Source organism: Rhodanobacter aciditrophus (assembly GCF_042679525.1).
Classification (GTDB): Bacteria; Pseudomonadota; Gammaproteobacteria; order Pseudomonadales; family Marinomonadaceae; genus Marinomonas; species Marinomonas aciditrophus.
This window is the reverse complement of record NZ_JBHTMN010000003.1, coordinates 79,601-98,444: the sequence shown is the minus strand read 5'-3', so window position 1 is coordinate 98,444 and position 18,844 is coordinate 79,601. Positions and strand designations below refer to the sequence as shown.

11 protein-coding genes are annotated in these 18,844 nt (G+C 48.2%); 7 read left to right on the top strand and 4 right to left on the bottom strand.

All coding sequences use genetic code 11. From position 1 onward, the window contains the following. Positions 1-137: 137 nt before the first annotated feature. Positions 138-2,081, top strand: coding sequence for a DUF7800 domain-containing protein (locus ACFQ45_RS01140; protein WP_452600437.1), 1,944 nt, complete (start codon positions 138-140; stop codon positions 2,079-2,081). Between the two features lie 72 nt (positions 2,082-2,153). On the opposite strand, the gene ACFQ45_RS01135 is transcribed toward ACFQ45_RS01140, so the two are convergent. Both ACFQ45_RS01135 and ACFQ45_RS01130 read right to left on the bottom strand, forming a co-directional pair. Beyond that, on the bottom strand, positions 2,154-5,258 hold the full coding sequence (locus ACFQ45_RS01135) for an efflux RND transporter permease subunit (RefSeq protein ID WP_377365066.1): 3,105 nt from the start codon (positions 5,256-5,258) through the stop codon (positions 2,154-2,156). 18 nt (positions 5,259-5,276) lie between these two features. Next, positions 5,277-6,470, bottom strand: a complete 1,194-nt coding sequence (locus ACFQ45_RS01130; protein ID WP_377364463.1) for an efflux RND transporter periplasmic adaptor subunit — start codon at positions 6,468-6,470, stop codon at positions 5,277-5,279. A 101-nt stretch (positions 6,471-6,571) separates the two neighbouring features. On the opposite strand from ACFQ45_RS01130, the gene ACFQ45_RS01125 reads away from it, so the two are divergent. Continuing rightward, positions 6,572-7,141, top strand: a complete 570-nt coding sequence (locus tag ACFQ45_RS01125; protein ID WP_377364461.1) for a TetR/AcrR family transcriptional regulator — start codon at positions 6,572-6,574, stop codon at positions 7,139-7,141. Between the two features lie 7 nt (positions 7,142-7,148). Here the strand turns inward: ACFQ45_RS01125 and ACFQ45_RS01120 are convergent, their stop codons facing one another. Both ACFQ45_RS01120 and ACFQ45_RS01115 read right to left on the bottom strand, forming a co-directional pair. Continuing rightward, positions 7,149-8,030: a DMT family transporter gene (locus tag ACFQ45_RS01120; RefSeq protein ID WP_377364460.1), complete on the bottom strand. Its 882-nt coding sequence runs from the start codon at positions 8,028-8,030 to the stop codon at positions 7,149-7,151. A 52-nt stretch (positions 8,031-8,082) separates the two neighbouring features. Beyond that, a complete protein-coding gene (locus tag ACFQ45_RS01115; protein ID WP_377364458.1) occupies positions 8,083-9,285 on the bottom strand; it encodes an FAD-dependent monooxygenase in 1,203 nt (400 codons plus the stop codon). A 310-nt stretch (positions 9,286-9,595) separates the two neighbouring features. Here ACFQ45_RS01115 and ACFQ45_RS01110 point away from each other — a divergent pair, with 310 nt between their 5' ends. From ACFQ45_RS01110 to ACFQ45_RS01090, 5 genes are read left to right on the top strand one after another with little or no spacing between them, the layout of a single operon-like run. Then, positions 9,596-11,050 carry a circularly permuted type 2 ATP-grasp protein gene (locus tag ACFQ45_RS01110; RefSeq protein WP_377364456.1) on the top strand — a complete coding sequence of 485 codons (1,455 nt, stop codon included), beginning with the start codon at positions 9,596-9,598 and terminating at the stop codon, positions 11,048-11,050. A 3-nt stretch (positions 11,051-11,053) separates the two neighbouring features. Beyond that, a complete protein-coding gene (locus tag ACFQ45_RS01105) occupies positions 11,054-11,998 on the top strand; it encodes an alpha-E domain-containing protein (RefSeq protein ID WP_377364454.1) in 945 nt (314 codons plus the stop codon). Then, a complete protein-coding gene (locus ACFQ45_RS01100) occupies positions 11,995-15,357 on the top strand; it encodes a transglutaminase family protein (protein ID WP_377364452.1) in 3,363 nt (1,120 codons plus the stop codon). Before ACFQ45_RS01105 ends, ACFQ45_RS01100 begins: the two co-directional genes overlap by 4 nt. Before the next feature lie 22 nt (positions 15,358-15,379). Beyond that, the gene (locus tag ACFQ45_RS01095) at positions 15,380-17,947 is read left to right on the top strand and encodes a circularly permuted type 2 ATP-grasp protein (protein WP_377364450.1); all 2,568 of its coding nucleotides are present in this window, start codon (positions 15,380-15,382) and stop codon (positions 17,945-17,947) included. After that, positions 17,944-18,825: a transglutaminase family protein gene (locus ACFQ45_RS01090; RefSeq protein WP_377364448.1), complete on the top strand. Its 882-nt coding sequence runs from the start codon at positions 17,944-17,946 to the stop codon at positions 18,823-18,825. Before ACFQ45_RS01095 ends, ACFQ45_RS01090 begins: the two co-directional genes overlap by 4 nt. Positions 18,826-18,844 lie beyond the last annotated feature (19 nt).

Genomic DNA, 18,844 nt, shown 5'->3' with positions numbered 1-18,844 from the left:
ATACCTAAAATAACTTAAGTTCATAACGCTATCGAATCCTAGCGCCTGTTGCAATCTTTCAAGCTGCGCAGTTTTTGCAAAAAAGGTGGATAAGTTTTAATAACAAATTACTTTTATATGACCTCATCTACGCTAGCATGGTGACTCGCACTCAGAATTGGAAAGTAAGTATGCCAAAGGATCTAACCGAACTGACATTAGACCCCATCTTAGCTGGGCCCATTGTTCGAAAAGTGGAGAGCAACTCCTGTCATTTCTGGCTGGCAACTAGCGCACCGTACAGAGTTTCCATATCAATAAACGATAGTAAAGACACACTAACATCAGAACAACATACACACACTATTAAGATAGGGGAAAGACTCTTCCTTAACTTTATAACACTGACAACTGAGTGCGATCTTAAAGCAGATACGACCTACGGTTATCACGTGTCATTATCTGACAAAAACGGACATGATGTCCCTACCGAGTTGGATAACCTACTTTACAGCAATCATGACACCCTTTCTTTTAAGCGCCCTGTTCAGATCTCGTCGCTACTCCATGGCTCATGTCGTAAAGCCCACTATGGTTACAAAAACATGGAGAATCGCCCTCAGGTAGGCGATGGTTTAGCCCAAGCTGATGAGCTTTTGAAGCAAACAGCCCCAAACGATTGGCCGGACTTACTTATTTTGTCTGGTGATCAAATCTATGCGGATGACGTGGCTGGCCCAATGCTTCACGCTATTCGTCAGGCGATTGAACTATTGGGCATTGATGAAGAGAGCCTACCTGATCGTAAGGATACTCTCGGAGAGAATGCTTACCTCTATCATAGGGAAGCACTACTTCCCCAAAGTGAGTTGGCAGACGATGTGCGTTCCCAATTTTTCAAAGGCAAGCGCAAACCTGTCTTTACCACAGATACAGCGCACAACCACCTGATTAGCCTCGCTGAAGTCGTCTGCATGTATTTGCTAGTGTGGTCGCCATCCCTTTGGAAACATATCTCCCTAGAGATGCCAGACACCATTGAAAACGAAGAACACAAAACCCGCTATCAGCTGGAAAAACGCTCGATTGAGGAATTCAACAGCCAACTTCACAAAGTACAGCGGGTCCTTGCACACCTGCCTACGGCAATGATGTTTGACGACCATGACGTGACTGATGACTGGAACCTAACCGCCGCATGGGAAGTGGCAGCCTATGAGCATCCCCTTTCTAAGCGCATTATTGGTAATGCCCTGCTGGGTTACTTTCTCTGCCAAGGCTGGGGCAATAATCCAGACGCCTTTGACGAGAGTGTCTTCCAAGCCGCCCAAGAGGCTATTGCTCAACAAGGAAAGAACCAAGACGACTATATTGACGAGCTACTGCAATTTGAACAATGGCATTACGAGTGGCCAACCACTCCCAAATTAGTGGTACTCGATACCCGTACACGTCGCTGGCGCTCAGAACAAGACATCAATCGTCCTTCTGGGCTTATGGACTGGGAAGCCCTCACCGATTTACAGCAAGACATTAAGAACCTTGACTCCGTTATCATGGTGTCCCCTGCCCCAGTCTTTGGGGTAAAACTCATTGAGTCGATTCAACGAATCTTTGCCTGGATAGGCAAACCGCTCATGGTGGATGCGGAGAACTGGATGGCTCACCCAGGCTCCGCCTATGCCCTGATGAATTTATTTACCCATGCTAAGACTCCAAACAATTTCGTCATCTTATCTGGGGATGTGCACTATTCTTTTGCCTATGACATCAAACTGAGAGGGCAAAAAAGCAGTCCAAACATTTGGCAAATCACCAGCAGTGGTCAGCGCAATGAATTCCCACACAGCTTATTGGAATGGTTTGACCGATTAAATCGCTGGCTTTATGCCCCTTGGTCTCCCCTTAACGTCTTTACCAAGCGTCGCGCCTTACGGATCACTCCACGCAAACCGGACAACGCGGACAAAGGGGAACGCCTACTAAATCACTCAGGCATGGGACTTGTGAAACTAAATCAAGAAGGCCAACCCACAGAAATCAGTCAGTTGTGCAACCATGCAAACAAGGTCACTTTCCAAAAGTCCAGCCGCCAACACTGACGCGATCTAAATGCCAACAAGCACAAAAAAAGGAGCCACTTATGGGCTCCTTTTTTAATGCTTAGGAATCGATCAATCTTCGATTGGGCGTTTCGGGAACATGCGTCGAACCACCACAAAGAACAAAGGCACAAAGAAGATCGCTAGCACTGTGGCAGATAGCGTTCCCCCTACGATACCCGTACCGATTGATATACGGCTGTTGGCACCGGCACCGGAAGACAATGCCAAAGGTAGCGTACCTACGATGAAAGCCAAAGAAGTCATGATAATCGGACGAAGACGCAACATGGCACCTTCTCGGGCCGCATTCCAGACGTTTTCACCTCGACGATAAGCTGCCTCCGCAAACTCCACAATCAAGATAGCGTTCTTCGACGACAAACCTATGGTGGTCAACAAGGCTACCTGGAAGAACACGTCGTTCTGCAAGCCGCGCAAATGCACCGCAGCCACCGCACCGATAACACCCAACGGAATCACCATGATCACGGAGAAAGGTACTGTCCAGCTCTCGTACAAGGCTGCCAGACACAAGAACACAACTAAGATAGACACCGCATACAAGAAGTATGTCTGGCCACTAGATTGTTGCTCTTGGTATGACAAGCCGCTCCAGGAGTAGGTCGCTCCTTGAGGCATATTGTCTGCGATACGGGCCATTTCGGTCATCGCATCACCGGAGCTTAAGCCTCCCGCAGCAGAGCCTTGGATTTCGTAAGAAGGCAGACCATTGAATCGAGTCAAACTCTTAGGCCCGTAGGTCCACTCGCTCTCAGCGAAAGCAGAGAATGGCGTCATAGTGTCTCCATCACCGCGAACATACCAATGCTGCAGGTCTGAAGGCGCGCCACGGTATTCCGCATCACCTTGAATGTAGACCTTTTTCACTCGACCACGGTCGATGAAGTCATTCACATAGCTACCGGCCCATGCAGATGACAAAGTACTACTGATGTCAGACATAGACAGACCTAAAGCAGACGCTTTCTCTTGGTCTATATCAATATGCAATTGAGCCGTTTCGCCCTGTCCACCCATACGGACACCAGATAAAATAGCGCTCGCGTTGGCATCTGCCAGCAATTGATCACGCATTTCCACCAAGGTATCTCGGGAAGTATTACCTGCTGCCTGAAGCTGGAATGTAAAGCCGTTGCTTTGCCCCAAGCCCATGATAGACGGTGGCAACAACGAGAAGATCTGTGCATCGCGCAACTGAGCAAAAGCACCATACGAACGACCAACAATCGCCGAAGCACTGCTGCCCGGTGTCGTACGCTCATCCCAATCTTTTAACAGTACAAATGCCATACCCGCATTTTGTCCAGTGCCCATGAAGCTGAATCCAGAAATCGTGAAGATCGACTTCACATAGTCCTTCTCACCTTCAAGGAAATGGGTTTGCACCTGCTCCATCACTTCCTCGGTACGAGCCATTGATGCCCCTTCAGGCAAAGACACCATAACCATGATGGAACCCTGATCTTCCGTTGGTAGGAAGCCAGTCGGCACATTCACCATTAGGTAGCTCATACCAGCAATAATGACCAAATAACCCGCCAACCAACGCAATGGTTTACGAATCATGCGAGCAACGCCGCCAGTGTAACGAGTATTCAAACGATCAAAGTTACGGTTAAACCAACCACCAAGACCACGCTTCTCTTTGTGGTGACTTGGTTTTAGCAAGGTGGCACACAATGCAGGAGAAAGCGTCAAGGCGACCACGACAGATAAAATCATCGAAGACACAATGGTGATCGAGAACTGACGATAGATAACACCTGTGGAGCCACTAAAGAATGCCATAGGTACAAATACCGCTGACAAGACCACCGCGATACCAATCAAGGCACTGGTGATTTCTTTCATGGATTTAATGGTAGCTTCTCGGGCGGAGAGTTTCTCTTCCTCCATGACCCGCTCCACGTTCTCCACCACCACAATCGCATCGTCCACCAGCAGACCGATAGACAACACCAAACCAAACATGGTCAGGGTATTAATGGAGTAGCCAAACAACTGCAGCACACCAAAAGTACCCAATAACACCACAGGTACAGCGATGGCAGGGATCAAGGTAGCGCGCCAGCTTTGCAAGAAGATAAACATTACGATGACAACTAAGACAATCGCCTCAAACATCGTTTTAACAACTTCTTTAATAGAGATCTTAATGAAGTCTGTTGAATCTCGTGGCAAAGCCACTTCATAGCCTTCAGGCAGGTTACGTGTTAGCTCATCAATCTCAGCACGAACCGCTTCAGAAGTAGACAAAGCATTGGCACCCGGTGCCAACATAACCGCCATACCAGAGGATGGATGGCCATCTAGACGAGGGGAGAAGTTGTAGTTTTCACTACCCAGTTCAACCTTCGCTACGTTTTTCAAACGTACGGTGGCACCATTATCATCGTATTTAAGAATGATGTTTTCGAATTCTTCCGGGGTTTGAAGCTTAGACTGAGCAGTTACCGTTACGTTAAGCTCTTGCCCCTCTTCGATGGGGTAGCTTCCTAAGCTACCTGCGGCAACCTGAGTGTTTTGTGCGGTAATCGCGCTGGACACATCGGATGGCATCAGGTTGTATGTCGCAAGCTTAAGTGGGTCTAACCAAATACGCATGGCGTATGAGGAACCAAACACCTGCACACTACCCACCCCTTCGATTCGCGAGATAGGGTCCTGCATGTTGGACACTAGGTAATCAGACAAATCGTTGGCTGTATCTGTGTCTGTCTCATCATACAAAGCCAGAATCAACAAAAAGTCAGATTGAGACTTGGTAACAGTGACACCGTTTTGCTGAACAGAATTAGGCAAACTTGAGGTGATTTGTTGCACCTTATTTTGTACTTGCACTTGAGCAGTATCCGCATCAGTACCTTGCTGGAAGGTCACATCGATACTGGTTCGGCCACTGGCACTACTGCTCGAAGAGAAATACAGCAAACCATCGAGCCCTGTTAACTGCTGCTCGATGATTTGCGTCACACTGTTTTCTACCGTCTCAGCCGAAGCACCAGTATAGGTGGCAGAAATCCGGATAGACGGGGGGGCTACGTTTGGATATTGAGAGATCGGCAACTGAGTGATGGACAGAATACCAGCCAACATGATGACGATCGAGATGACCCACGCAAAGACGGGGCGACGTACGAAAAATTGAGCGATCATAGATGACTCCCTTCTTTACTGGCCAGTCGTCGCAGCATTTGCCGCAACCATTCGACCTGTTTGAGCATCACGCTTCAATTCCACTGTAGTGACTTCAACGCCAGCACGTACTTTAGCAGTGCCTTCTACAACGACTTTGTCACCCGCGGCAATACCATCCGTCACATACCATTGATTACCGACAGCACGTTCAGTGGTCAAAATACGTTGTTCAATCTTGTTTTCTGGTGTCACAACATAGGCAATCGCATTGCCTTTCACATCACGGGAAACACCTTGCTGAGGAACCAATAAGGCTTGACGATCACGCAAATCACTCAACTGTGCACGTACGAACATTCCTGGCAACAACAAGCCATCAGGGTTAGGAAACTCTGCACGAACAGTCACCGAACCAGTCAATTCGTCTACGCTCACTTCGCGGGTTTTCACAACACCTTCAAGCGCATAAGCCGTACCATCTTCTAGCGTCAGAGAGACGGTTTGATCACCTTGTTCAATACCATCCTTTGCTAGCAGTGTACGAGTATGAAGCTGGTCGACACTGGTTTGTGCTAAATCTACGTAAATAGGATCTGTCGCACGAATGGTCGTCATCACGGTAGATTGAGCAGCGGTCACGAGCGCCCCAACACTGACACGAGAAATACCTGTTTTACCATCAATTGGCGCAGTGATTTTAGTATGCTCTAAATCGATTTTCGCACTATTAAGAGACGCCTGTGCTTTTTTCTGGGCCGCTACAGCAGACAGATAGGCAACATAAGCGTCATCAAGGTTTTGCTGAGACACATTATTTTGCTCCTTCAGAGTCAAGTAACGGTCGTAGGTTTGTTTAGTTGATTTAAGTGTCGCTTCCGCACTTTCCAAATCCGCTTGGGCTTGTTCAACACTGCTTTCATAAGTGGAGTCTTCAATTTGATAAAGTAGGTCACCAGCTTTTACGGCCTGACCTTCTTCAAACAAACGTTTTTCTACAATACCACCCACTTGAGGGCGAATTTCCGCTTCGAGGCTCGACGCTGTGCGTCCTGGTAACTCAGTTGTAAGCTTCACATCTTGTGGCTGAATCGTCACCACGCCTACTTGAACTTTCGGCGCTTGCTGACCAGCCGCACTATTCGATGCACTGCTTTCGCTTTCTTGACACCCCGCCAAGACCGCAGAGGCCAGAACCAACCCCGTCAAAAGTGTATTTCGTGACAGCATAAACTGTGGAGACTCCAATAATTATCATTTGAGAATGAACGTTCATTCACACTATAATCTAGCTAAGATTTCGTTCCCATCTTTAAAACGTGCAAATAAATATGAAAAAGCCCAGTATTAATGACCAACAACGCCGCTCGCATATTTTAGATGCATTTATCGTGCACGTTATTGATAAGGGATTCCACCGCGCCAGCATGGCAGAGATCGCCAAGACAGCGGGACTAAGTGTGGGACAAATTTATCGGTATTTTAGTAACAAAGAAGAGATGATTTGCGTACTGGTTGAGCAGCAAACGGAATCTTACCTGACCACCATGGAAGATTTTTTAGAAAAAAAAGACTGGCTCGCCCGACATTTTGAGCATGCAGAGACGGAAGAATTTAAGCGAAACCGACTGCTTCACTTAGAGATCCTTGCAGAAGCTAGCCGCTCTCCAAGCATAGCGGCTATTCAAGAGCAGGCTGAAGCCCGTTTAAACAAGCATGCCTTGAAACTGATCGAGCAACGCTATGATTTGAATAATCAGGCGGACATTGCCGCCCGACTTGAGTTTTTAATTGCTTTGACTAAAGGCTTACTAGTGCGCAGTGACTCTTTAGAACGCCCTTTTTCAATTCAAGCTCACGCTTTATACCAGCGCATTTTTGACGAACTTTTTCCTGATTAAAAACCAACTAATTGGGCGTAAACACCGCACGAATTTGCGTCCATTTACTAATCAGCATGGCCGCAAATATCAACACACATCCAATAATTTGAATGGTTAGCATCTGCTCTCCAAACCAAACCATAGCAAACAGAGCAGTCCATACGGGTTCTAAATTCATAATCACCGCCGCATGGCTTGCAGGGGTTAGACTCTGACCATAAGTCTGCAGTAAAAAGCGCAGACTGGTAGCGATCAAAGTACTGGCTAAGAACCACCCTAAGACAGGCAAAGACACCACATCGGGCCAAGTCTCAGTCAACAATGATAATACCAGTAAAAATATACCGGCGGTGCCAAGCTGGATGGCAGTCAAAACAAACACATGCAATCGCGTTGACATACGGGACAACATATTGAATTGCAAAGCAAAAGCCAGCGCCGAAATAAAGAAATACACCAGTGCCCATTCAAACGCTACTTGACCATTTAACGCTAGACAAGCCAGCCCCACCACGGCCACAGGTAAAGCAAACCAAATACTTTTAGGCGGTCTGTCACCAAAAATAAAACGGGCAAAAATGGGCACCAAAATAACCCCTAGACTGGTGATAAAAGCACCAACACCAAGGCTACTGCCCTGATCCAATCCCAACACCCAGAAGGTCATCGCCAGCCCCATAAAGAAGCCCACAATGATCGCCCCTTTCACATCCTGCCAACGAAGGTCACTAAAATACTTGCGTCCGGCGAGTAACAAGACAAAGCCTGCCACCAAAAATCGAATCGCCATAAAGAAAAATGGCGGTAATCCAGCTAAGGCTTCTTTAGAAAAAATCCAACCAAATCCCGCAATGATCGTAACCAAAACCAAGATCAACTCGGCCTTAAAGTGAGTGTGTTGACTCAAAACTCATGTCCTAGATAAAAGAGAAAGCACCCTAATCGAGTGCTTGGGAGAATTACAAGGTTAAACTGGTTACGTCGTAACCATAAACGCTGTCTAATTTGCTGTGCACAATACTCGGAGCATAGCGGGATGCAAGACTTAAGGCTTTTAATTTCAACTGCCCCGTCAAACCGCCATGCATATGGTAAAGCCCAGCATTTTCCCGTGACAATTGCTGAATAGCAGTAACTCTGGGCTTACGAATCGCCTCGTAGTCGTTAAAAGCTTGAGAGAAAGATCCCTTGCCGAGCAAATTTGCCAGTACATAAGCATCCTCAATGGCCATTGCAGCCCCCTGAGCCATAAATGGCAACATAGGATGGCAAGCATCCCCCAACAGAGTCACGGCTCCGTCAGACCACTTTGATAACGTGGGACGACTATTAAGAGCCCACACAAAAGACGATTCACAGGCAGCAAGTATCTCAGTCACTTCAGGGTGCCAACCTGAGAATTTTTGCCGTAAGTCCTTTACATCCCCTTCTTGGCGCCATGATTCTTGCAACCATTCCGCTCGTTCTTCGACCGCCACAAAGTTTATCAACTCACCGCCTTTCAGGTAGTAAGTTACCACATGTTGGTTAGGTCCAGCCCATACGGTGGCATCGGGCTGAACTTGGACATTCTTAATGGCATTAACTGGAACGGTACCGCGCCAGGCAACCTGCCCAGTAAACAAGGGCGCTTCAATTCCCAACATGAGTTCACGAATTTTAGAATGAATGCCATCTGCACCAATCAGTAAATCCGCCCACTCTGTTTTGCCCTCTAGTAGTATGGAAGCACCATTGCGCTCATTCCGATACCCCAGCACCTTATGATCGAGCTCTATGTCCACATCATTGGCATAGCAGGCCTGAACGAGTTCAGCATGAAGATCTCCTCGATGGACATGCCAATACGGGGCGCCATAGCGATTTATGACCTCCTGACCTAACGGTGAACGTAAGTAATATGAGCCGGATTTGTAGTCTCGAATACAGGCATATTCTGGGGCAAAGCTGTGGCTCTCTAAAGCAGTGTCTAGTCCTAAACTTCTAAGCACTTTCATAGCATTTGGGCTCAACTGAAGGCCTGCTCCCACTTCACTTAATGCCTTCGATTGCTCAAAAACTCGAACTTGAAATCCCTGTTTGGCTAAGCCTAAAGCTAGTGTTAGCCCACCAATGCCGGCACCTACCACAACAATGTGGCACGGCTGATGCACATTACTCACTGTCTAATCCTTTTCAAATGGCCATTTTTGAAAACATTGTATCAAAACCCAATTATAGATAATTGATATAGGTTAGCCGAATATTAAAGCCATAGTTCTTACATATTGTGTCAACTAGGCGTATAAATGGCTAAATAACCACCTGAAGACCAGGGTTATTGATGAGTTTAGACGAAGCAAGAATTAGAAAATAAACAAGGTTAGAGGCATTTGCCTTACGCTCAGTTTTAGCGCATCTATTTTGTATGCGAGGCAACCAGATGCACTTAGTTGATGCGGCATCTTATGCCGTTTAAGGGGAAAGCAATACATGGATACACTCACAAGCAATTACCAAGCTGGCATTTTTTTTGATGAGCTGATTGATGAAAAAGGAAACGCTCGACCGCCCGCTAAACAACTCCTGAAGTACCTCAACTCTTTACCAACAGAAGAACTGGAAAAACGCCGCCTAGCCGCCGAAGCCACGGTTCAGGAAATGGGTGTCAGTTTTACGGTTTACACCGAAGAGGGCAATATTGACCGAGCCTGGCCCTTCGACATTATCCCAAGAACCATAGATGCCAAAGACTGGGAAGTCACCGCGGCAGGGCTCAAGCAACGTCTTACCGCACTTAATCGCTTTATTGATGATTTATACCACGACCAAAACTGCATCAAAGACGGCATTATTCCTGAACACATCATTAAAGATTCGAAAAACTTCCGTCCTGAATGTGTCGGCGTAAATCCTGCCTTTGGTGTTTGGGCGCATATTTGTGGCACAGATTTAGTGCGTGATGAAGACGGTAAATTCTATGTGCTAGAAGACAACCTGCGAGTGCCATCCGGTGTGTCTTATATGCTTGAAAACCGCGCTATCACTAAACGCGTTCTACCAGAGCTATTTGAAAACGATGATATCCAGCCAGTCGGCTCTTATACTTCCCAGCTGTTTGACACCCTTGCCGCACTCTCGCCACGAGACATTGAACAACCCGAAATCGTTGTATTAACCCCTGGTATTTATAACTCTGCCTACTTTGAACACGCCTTTCTTGCTCAGCAAATGGGGGTGGAGTTGGTAGAAGGTAACGACCTATTTGTGGACTCAGATGACTGCGTCTACATGAAAACCATCTACGGCCCAGAACGGGTAGATGTGATTTACCGCCGTATTGATGATCTGTTTATTGACCCAGAAGTTTTCCACAAAGACTCCGTATTAGGAGTACCAGGAATCATGCGTGCATGGAAAGCCGGTAACGTTGCCTTAGCCAATGCTCCTGGCGCTGGAGTGGCCGACGATAAGGTAGTCTACGCCTATGTACCAGATCTGATTCGCTACTACTTGGACGAAGAACCGATTCTGCCAAACGTCAAAACCTACCTTTGCGATGATGAGAAAGACCGCGAATACGTACTCGCCAATCTGGACAAACTGGTTGTAAAACCTGCCAACGAATCCGGCGGCTATGGCATGTTGGTAGGACCTCATTCCACCAAGAAAGATCAACAACTGTTTGCTGAATTAATTAAAGCCAACCCACGTAATTACATTGCTCAACCAACCCTTAAACTGTCGACCTCGCCAACCTTGATCGGCAAGGGCTCCTTAGAGCCTCGACACTTGGACTTGCGCCCTTTCATCTTGCAAAGCAAAAACACCCATGTGACCACAGGGGGATTAACACGAGTCGCAATGAAAAAAGGTTCCCTCGTCGTAAATTCGTCACAAGGCGGTGGTAGTAAAGATACTTGGATTGTAAACACTAAAGGAGCTTAACCGATGCTTTCAAGAGTTGCTGAACGCCTATACTGGAGCGCCCGTTACCTTGAGCGCGTCGAAAATACTGCTCGCCTAGTCAGCGTGTACGATGATTTACTATTTGATTTGCCACCAGATGTGGCGATTTCTTGGTACAACCTAATTGAAATCAACAGCGGCGTCGAAGCCTTTAACCAACGCTACAAAGTTCGTGACGAGCGAAATGTGGTGAAGTTTTTGCTGGCCGATGATACCAACTCAAGCTCCTTATTATCGTCCCTCAAAATGGTTCGCGAAAACATTCGTACCAGCCGTGACGTACTGCCTGGAGAAACCTGGGAGTTAATCAATGAACTGGACTTGTTTGCGCGCCAAAACATCAAGCAAGGCATTAATCGTTCTGACCGTCATGCGTACCTGAACATCATTATTGAAGGGTGCCAAAAAATCATCGGACTGATGGCTGGCACCATGGATCGTGGTGCAGGTTGGAGCTTCTTGATTCTTGGTCGTTACCTAGAACGAGCTGATATGAACACCCGTATTATAGACGCCGCCAACACCCTAATGATGCAATCCCAAGCAGAAGAAAACATCGAGCTAGGGCAAGTAGTTTGGTCAAAAGTCCTAAAATCCCAAAGTGCGCACCTTAGCTTTAGACGCACCATGCGCACGTCCATCAGTGGTGCTCGGGCTGTGACCTTCCTGTTAACGGATCCTCACTTCCCACGCTCACAACGCTACTGCTTGGAAGAAATCAAAAAAGCTGCCGCCTCATTGCCCCGCTCGGGTATTGTCCAAGTCAGCGCCGATAAGTTATTGGACAGCACTCACGGTGTAGAACACTCCAGCTTACTGAATCAAGAATTCAGCGATTATCTAAATCAGGTTCAGCTAGACATTATTTCACTGCATCATCAGATCACTGAGAACTGGTTTAACTTCAAGCAAGGAGATGCGGCATGACCATTCGGATAGCGATTCAACATACCACCACCTATGACTTTGATCGCTTTGTAAACGTTGCGCCGCATATCTTGCGCCTTCGACCTGCGCCACACTCTCGCACACACATTCATGGATACTCCCTAAAGGTCACGCCAGAAGATCATTTTATCAACTGGCAGCAAGACCCTTACGGCAACCATCAAGCGCGCCTAGTCTTCCCTGAGAAAACTAAGAAACTTGAATTCTCAGTCGAAGTCATCGCCGATATGACCGTCATCAACCCGTTTGATTTTTTCATTGAAAAGTACGCAGAGAAATTTCCCTTCAAATACGACAAGCAACTTAAAGAAGAGCTTGAACCCTATTTGAAGAAAACAGATGACTGTGCTGAGTTGCAAGATTGGCTGAAAAGCGTTGATCTAAAGCCCACACCGACCATTGATTTTCTGGTCGCGTTGAACACACGCTTGGCTTCCGATATTGGCTACGGCATTCGCCTAGAGCCAGGGGTGCAGACCTGTGAAGAGACTCTAACCCTGAAAAAGGGCTCATGCCGAGACACCTCTTGGCTATTGGTACAAATCCTTCGCCACCTTGGTTTGGCGGCTCGCTTTGCATCTGGTTACCTTGTACAGCTGACGGCAGACGTCAAAGCATTAGATGGGCCATCTGGACCAGAAGAAGACTTCACCGATTTACATGCTTGGTGTGAAGTTTACTTACCCGGTGCAGGTTGGGTTGGATTAGACCCGACCAGTGGCCTATTTGCCGGAGAAGGCCACATTCCTTTGGCCTGTACCGCTGAGCCGATTTCGGCCGCGCCTATTACCGGCTATACCGATGAGTGTGAATGTGAATTCAGCTACTCAAACGTCGTCACGCGTATCCACGAAGACCCACGGGTAACAAAACCCTACAGCGACGAAGAATGGCTCAACATCAAAGCGCTGGGTGAAGCCGTTGATAAAAAGCTCGAAGCAGGAGATGTGCGCCTGACCATGGGTGGGGAGCCGACCTTCGTCTCCATTGATGACATGGATTCTGACCAATGGAATACCGGTGCTTTAGGGGCTGACAAGCTGCGCTTAGCGAAAGACCTACTGCTAAAAATGAAGTCCAAATTTGGCGCCAATGGCCTGCTCCATTACGGCCAAGGCAAATGGTATCCAGGGGAAGAAGTCCCTCGCTGGGCACTGGGTTGTTTTTGGCGCACCGATGGTGAGGCCCTCTGGCAAGACCCAGATTATCTGGCACGGGTAGATAAAAACTATGGCTTTACCGAACAAGACGCCCACAAGTTTGGCGCTAAACTTTGTGATGTCCTAGGGCTGGAAAACAAATACCTGCAACCTGCTTACGAAGACACCCTATATTACTTATGGTTAGAACGCTCACTACCGGACAACGTTAACCCACGTAAAGCTTCCCTCAAAGACGACTTAGAACGTCGCCGTTTGGCCAAATTATTAAACCACGGACTAGAGCGAGTGAGCGGTTACATACTTCCGGTCCAACATAACGGCTACCAATGGCAAAGCAGCCTATGGCCTATGCGTGCCGATGTGATCACCCTCATCCCAGGGGACAGCCCTATGGGGCTACGTTTACCGTTGAACTCGTTACCGGCCATCAGCCAAGAAGAGCAACCCCACGAGCGTGATCCGTTTGCCCCCCGTGAGCCATTACCCAGCTTTAGTACCACAGCCAGTGGAAGTGGTACTTCGGTAAATACCAAGGCGCAGAAAACAGCCCCTCAAACGCAACCAGCACAAAAGACCACCACGGTCACTAAAGACGTGATTCGCACCTCTTTGTGTGTGGAAGCTCGGGATGGCCGCATGCACTTGTTCTTACCCCCTGTGAATCTGCTCGAACATTATGTGGCATTAATCAATGCTATTGAACAAGTTGCCACTGAGCTGAAAATCCCAGTGGTGATCGAGGGATACGAGCCACCCAAAGATCCACGTATGCAGAAGTTTTTGATCACCCCTGATCCAGGTGTTATCGAGGTCAACATTCATCCTGCTAAAAACTGGAAAGAGTTGGTATTCAACACTGAGACCCTCTACGAACAAGCCTATCTTTGCCGCCTAGGCACTGAGAAATTTATGCTGGATGGACGCCATACAGGCACAGGTGGCGGCAACCATGTCACACTAGGTGGCGTCACGCCTGCTGACAGTCCTTTGCTACGTCGCCCTGATTTACTGCGCAGCTTGGTCACCTTCTGGCAGCATCACCCTGGCCTTTCTTATCTCTTCTCAGGCATGTTCATTGGCCCAACCAGCCAAGCGCCACGTCCAGATGAAGGCCGTGATGAAGCTCTTTATGAGATGGAAATTGCTTTCCAGAACATGCCAGAAGGCTTTGTAGATGAGCCATGGCTAGTGGATCGCCTGATGCGTAACTTACTGGTGGATATCACGGGTAACACCCACCGCTCAGAGTTCTGTATCGACAAACTCTATGCCGCAGGCACCAGCAGTGGTCGACAAGGCTTGCTTGAATTCCGCGGCTTTGAAATGCCACCCCATGCCCGCATGTCTATCGTACAAATGCTGCTGCTACGTTGTCTCGTAGCGCGTTTTTGGAATGAGCCTTACAAAAAACCTTTGGTTCGCTGGGGCACCTCTCTGCACGACAAATTCATGTTGCCGCACTTTGTCTGGAACGACATTAAGGAAGTCGTCGATGACCTGCAGGCCCATGGCCTCCCATTCAAACTTGAATGGCTAGCAGCCTTTGAAGAGTTCCGCTTCCCCCATTACGGTCGTCAACAAATTGGCGAAGTGGAGCTGGAACTGCGCTGGGCCATTGAGCCTTGGCATGTATTAGGTGAGGAAATTAGCCAATCCGGCACAGCACGCTATGTAGACTCTTCCGTGGAGCGCCTACAGGTTCGCTTAACCGGTCTCACTGAAGGACGCTATGTACTGGCCTGTAATGGTCGTCGAGTGCCATTACGTTCAACAGGACAAAAAGGTGAAGCAGTTGGTGCCGTGCGCTATAAAGCTTGGACGCCACCTTCGGCTCTGCATCCAACCTTAAATCAAGATACGCCCTTGGTGTTTGACTTGATTGATACGTGGAACGGCCTATCGGTTGGCGGTTGTACGTACCATGTTAGCCATCCTGGTGGACGCAGTTATGACACGCTTCCGGTGAACAGTAATGAAGCTGAAGCCCGTCGCGTGAATCGCTTTTGGGATCATGGGTTTACCCAAGGCCCCTTCTCACCACCGCCTGAATTCACCGGCATGCGTGGTTTTTATGAAAATAAAGAACCCCCACGCCCTATGGCACCACCACAGGAAGAAATATGTCACGAGTATCCACATACATTAGATCTAAGAAAGAAGTATACTAGGCTCTAATGACACTAGAACTTAGCAAACCATGAACAGCACTGTTTCCACCCCTATTGCAGCGACCTCTGAGTCGCTGCTTGCGTCTCCTTACGAACAACCGAATGGAGCGTACGATGAAGCCTTTGATCTCAACAGAATGGCTCGCCCTCAATGGCAAGCTATTCTGGAGTGTATTAAAGGTTTGGGAACTGAAGGGATGCAGGACCGGCACCGTCGCGCCCAACGAATTCTTCGGGACGACGGCGCCACCTATAATTTAAAAAATGATCCGCTTTCGCCTAACGTATGGGCTTTGGACATATTGCCAAACACCATTTCTGCGGCTGAATGGCAAACATTGGAGCTTGCCTTAGCGCAACGCTCCACCCTATTCGACCTTATCTACAAGGACCTCTACGGCGAACAACGTCTTCTTAAAGAAGGCATAGTGCCGTCTGAAATTATTCTTAGTCATCCTGGCTTCCTACGCCGTTGCCATGGGATAGATTTACCAGGGGTCAAACACCTAACGTTTCACGCGGTAGATTTAGTTCGGGATCAAGCAGGACAATTTGTAGCCATTGGCGATCGCACCCAAGCTCCCAGTGGTGCGGGCTACGCGTTAGAAAACCGAACCGTTGTCTCACGGGTGCTACCAAGCCTATTCCGCGACAGTCATACCTTGCGTTTGGCGCGTTTTTTCCAAACGATCCGCGACACCTTATCTAATTTAGCCAATCGCATTACCGATGCGCCACGCATAGTGGTACTAACGCCAGGCGCATACAGCAGCACCTATTTTGAACATGCCTATCTGGCCAACCATTTGGGTTACCCATTGGTGCAAGGGGGCGACCTGACCATTCGTAATGGCAAGGTATGGATGAAATCTCTGGCAGGCTTATCACAGGTGGACGTCATCGTGCGTCGTATGGACGATGCCTTCTGTGACCAAGCGGAACTGCGCTCCGACTCCATGCTGGGGGTGCCAGGTTTATTAGAGGTGGCACGACAAGGGAACGTGGTCATTGCCAACCCACTCGGTTCAGGGATTTTAGAGACCCCTGCGTTGTTGTCTTTCTTACCACAGATTAGCGAATTCTTAATGAACGAGACCTTGATGCTGCCATCGGTCACGTCCAAATGGTGCGGTAATCCAAATGACTTAGCGCTCGTATTAGATAATCTCAAAGACTGGATCATCAAACCTGCGTTTCGCGGCGTAAACAGTCAAAGTATCTATGGTCACAGTCTTGATCTAGAGGGACTTAAAAACGCCAAAGAAACCATTCTCAGAAATCCAGCTGCCTATGTGGCTCAAAGCTACATCCCTGGGTCTCATACCCCAATCTGGGAAAACGAAACACTCAGAGCACGCCCTTGTATCCTGCGCGCCTTCACGGTTGCCAGTGAAGAAGGCTATTGCGTGATGCCAGGAGGGTTAACTCGAGTAGCGGACTCTTCTGTCGAGTCCATAGTGACTAAGCTATCAGGCTCCCGTAGCAAAGATACTTGGGTACTGAGTGATGAACCCGAGTTGAATCAAGACATCAGCGTGAGCAGCTTGCAAACCATTCAAGCTCAAGTCACTAACTTGCCAAGTCGCGTCATCGAGAACCTCTTTTGGTTTGGTCGGTACGCAGAGCGAGCGGAAATGAGTTTGCGTTTGATGCGTACCACCTTTAAGCAATTAAACGGTATTGATCACTTCCCTACCGAAAGTCGTGAAATACTGCTGTCAGCCTTATCAGAGATCACTGGTTGCTTACCGGGCTTCCAAGATAATGATGAGCTGATTCAAAACCCAAGTAATGAGCTGGCTTCGCTGGTGATTGATGAACAGCGAACAGGAAGCATCAAATCCAACTTACAATTGATGCTCTCCTGCGGTGAACAAGTGAAGGAAATGCTGTCGGCTGACACTCGCATCATTTTGAACGAACTGCGGGATCATATTCATAGCTTAGAGCGCGCCTACATCAATGGCTTGCCATCAGTACCGGAAGAGTCCCTAGACAGCTTGGTGACCACCTTGTTAGCCCTGTCAGGATTGAATCACGAAAGCATGCTACGTGGCATGGACTGGATGTTCCAAGAAATTGGTCGCCGTACAGAGCGCGCTTTGCTCACAGCCAAGTTACTGAAAGCCACCCTAAGCCAACCTTTGCCAAGCCTGCAACAACAGCAGATTTTGGAGTCCGTGCTATTGAGCGTCGAAGCCCTGATCTCCTTCCGACGCAGGTACCGCACCCAAGCTCGTGTTTCATTTGGTTTGGATCTGTTGATGATCGACCGCACGAACCCACGCTCTCTTATTTACCAAGTGGAGCAACTGCGTAAGTATCTAAATGAACTGCCCCATTCCCAGCAAGCGAGCTTAGGACTGTCCCCTGAAAACCGTTTAATCATCAAGTCATTAAACGATATCCAATTAGCGGACCTAGAGTCTTTGGCACAGATCGATGAGACCACACAGTCTCGTCAAGCCCTAGAGGATCTCATGACACAGATCACAGACCAGCTGGAGCAACTGACGACCATCATCAGTGATAAGTATTTTGATCATACTGCTGGCCCACAGCAGTTGATCAAATCTAAATGGAAAAATGACGTATGAGATACCGCGTTCGACATCTGACAGAATACGTTTACGGTGCCCCCGTGACCCTATGCTACAACATGGCTCACCTTCTCCCTCGAGATACTGGTAATCAAACCTGTCTGAGTCGTCGCCTGCATGTCACGCCAATGCCAATTTATCAAACAGAAGGGACGGATTACTTCGGTAATCCCACCTATTATTTTTCCATTCAAGAGCCCCACAAAAAGCTCACCATCGACGTGGAATGCTTGTACGAGGTAACGCCCCTTGAGCTGGCCAATCAATTAACGCTAGGGTCCATCACCTGTGGAGAACTGCGTCAGTTACTCACCGACGCAGGGACACCAGAGCTGAGAATGGTAAAAGAGTATTTACTCAACTCGCCTTTAATTCCTCGTACAGCAGAATTGGCGGCGTTTGCCCAAGACACTTTTGCCGATCATGTGCCCGTATTGCAAGCGGCGTTGGACTTCACCCATAAGATTTTCAACGAGTTCACCTTTGACCCAACGGCCACCAGTGTCAGTACACCAGTGGATCAAGTACTCAAGGAAAAACGCGGTGTGTGTCAGGACTTTGCTCATCTGGCCATTGCCTGCATTCGGTCCGTAGGATTACCTGCTCGCTACATCAGCGGCTATTTGGAAACCCTCCCCCCTCCGGGACAAGAAAAGCTCGTGGGTGCTGATGCGTCCCATGCTTGGTTTGCCATTTACATCCCAGAGATGGGCTGGGTAGAATTCGACCCAACCAATGACTTGATGCCGAGCGACCAGCACATTGTCACCGCTTGGGGCCGTGATTACAGTGATGTCACCCCACTTCAAGGGGTTATTTTTGATGGTGGCGACTCACAAAACATCAAAGTTTCAGTGGATGTTCAGCGCTGTTGAGGCGCTCCATCCAGCCATT

Bases quoted from the DNA above. Each gene is read 5' to 3' on its own strand.
- ACFQ45_RS01140 (WP_452600437.1), top strand. From the start codon at position 138: ATGGTGACTCGCACTCAGAATTGGAAAGTAAGTATGCCAAAGGATCTA.
- ACFQ45_RS01130 (WP_377364463.1), bottom strand. From the start codon at position 6,470: ATGCTGTCACGAAATACACTTTTGACGGGGTTGGTTCTGGCCTCTGCG.
- ACFQ45_RS01125 (WP_377364461.1), top strand. From the start codon at position 6,572: ATGAAAAAGCCCAGTATTAATGACCAACAACGCCGCTCGCATATTTTA.
- ACFQ45_RS01110 (WP_377364456.1), top strand. From the start codon at position 9,596: ATGGATACACTCACAAGCAATTACCAAGCTGGCATTTTTTTTGATGAG.
- ACFQ45_RS01105 (WP_377364454.1), top strand. From the start codon at position 11,054: ATGCTTTCAAGAGTTGCTGAACGCCTATACTGGAGCGCCCGTTACCTT.
- ACFQ45_RS01100 (WP_377364452.1), top strand. From the start codon at position 11,995: ATGACCATTCGGATAGCGATTCAACATACCACCACCTATGACTTTGAT.
- ACFQ45_RS01095 (WP_377364450.1), top strand. From the start codon at position 15,380: ATGAACAGCACTGTTTCCACCCCTATTGCAGCGACCTCTGAGTCGCTG.
- ACFQ45_RS01090 (WP_377364448.1), top strand. From the start codon at position 17,944: ATGAGATACCGCGTTCGACATCTGACAGAATACGTTTACGGTGCCCCC.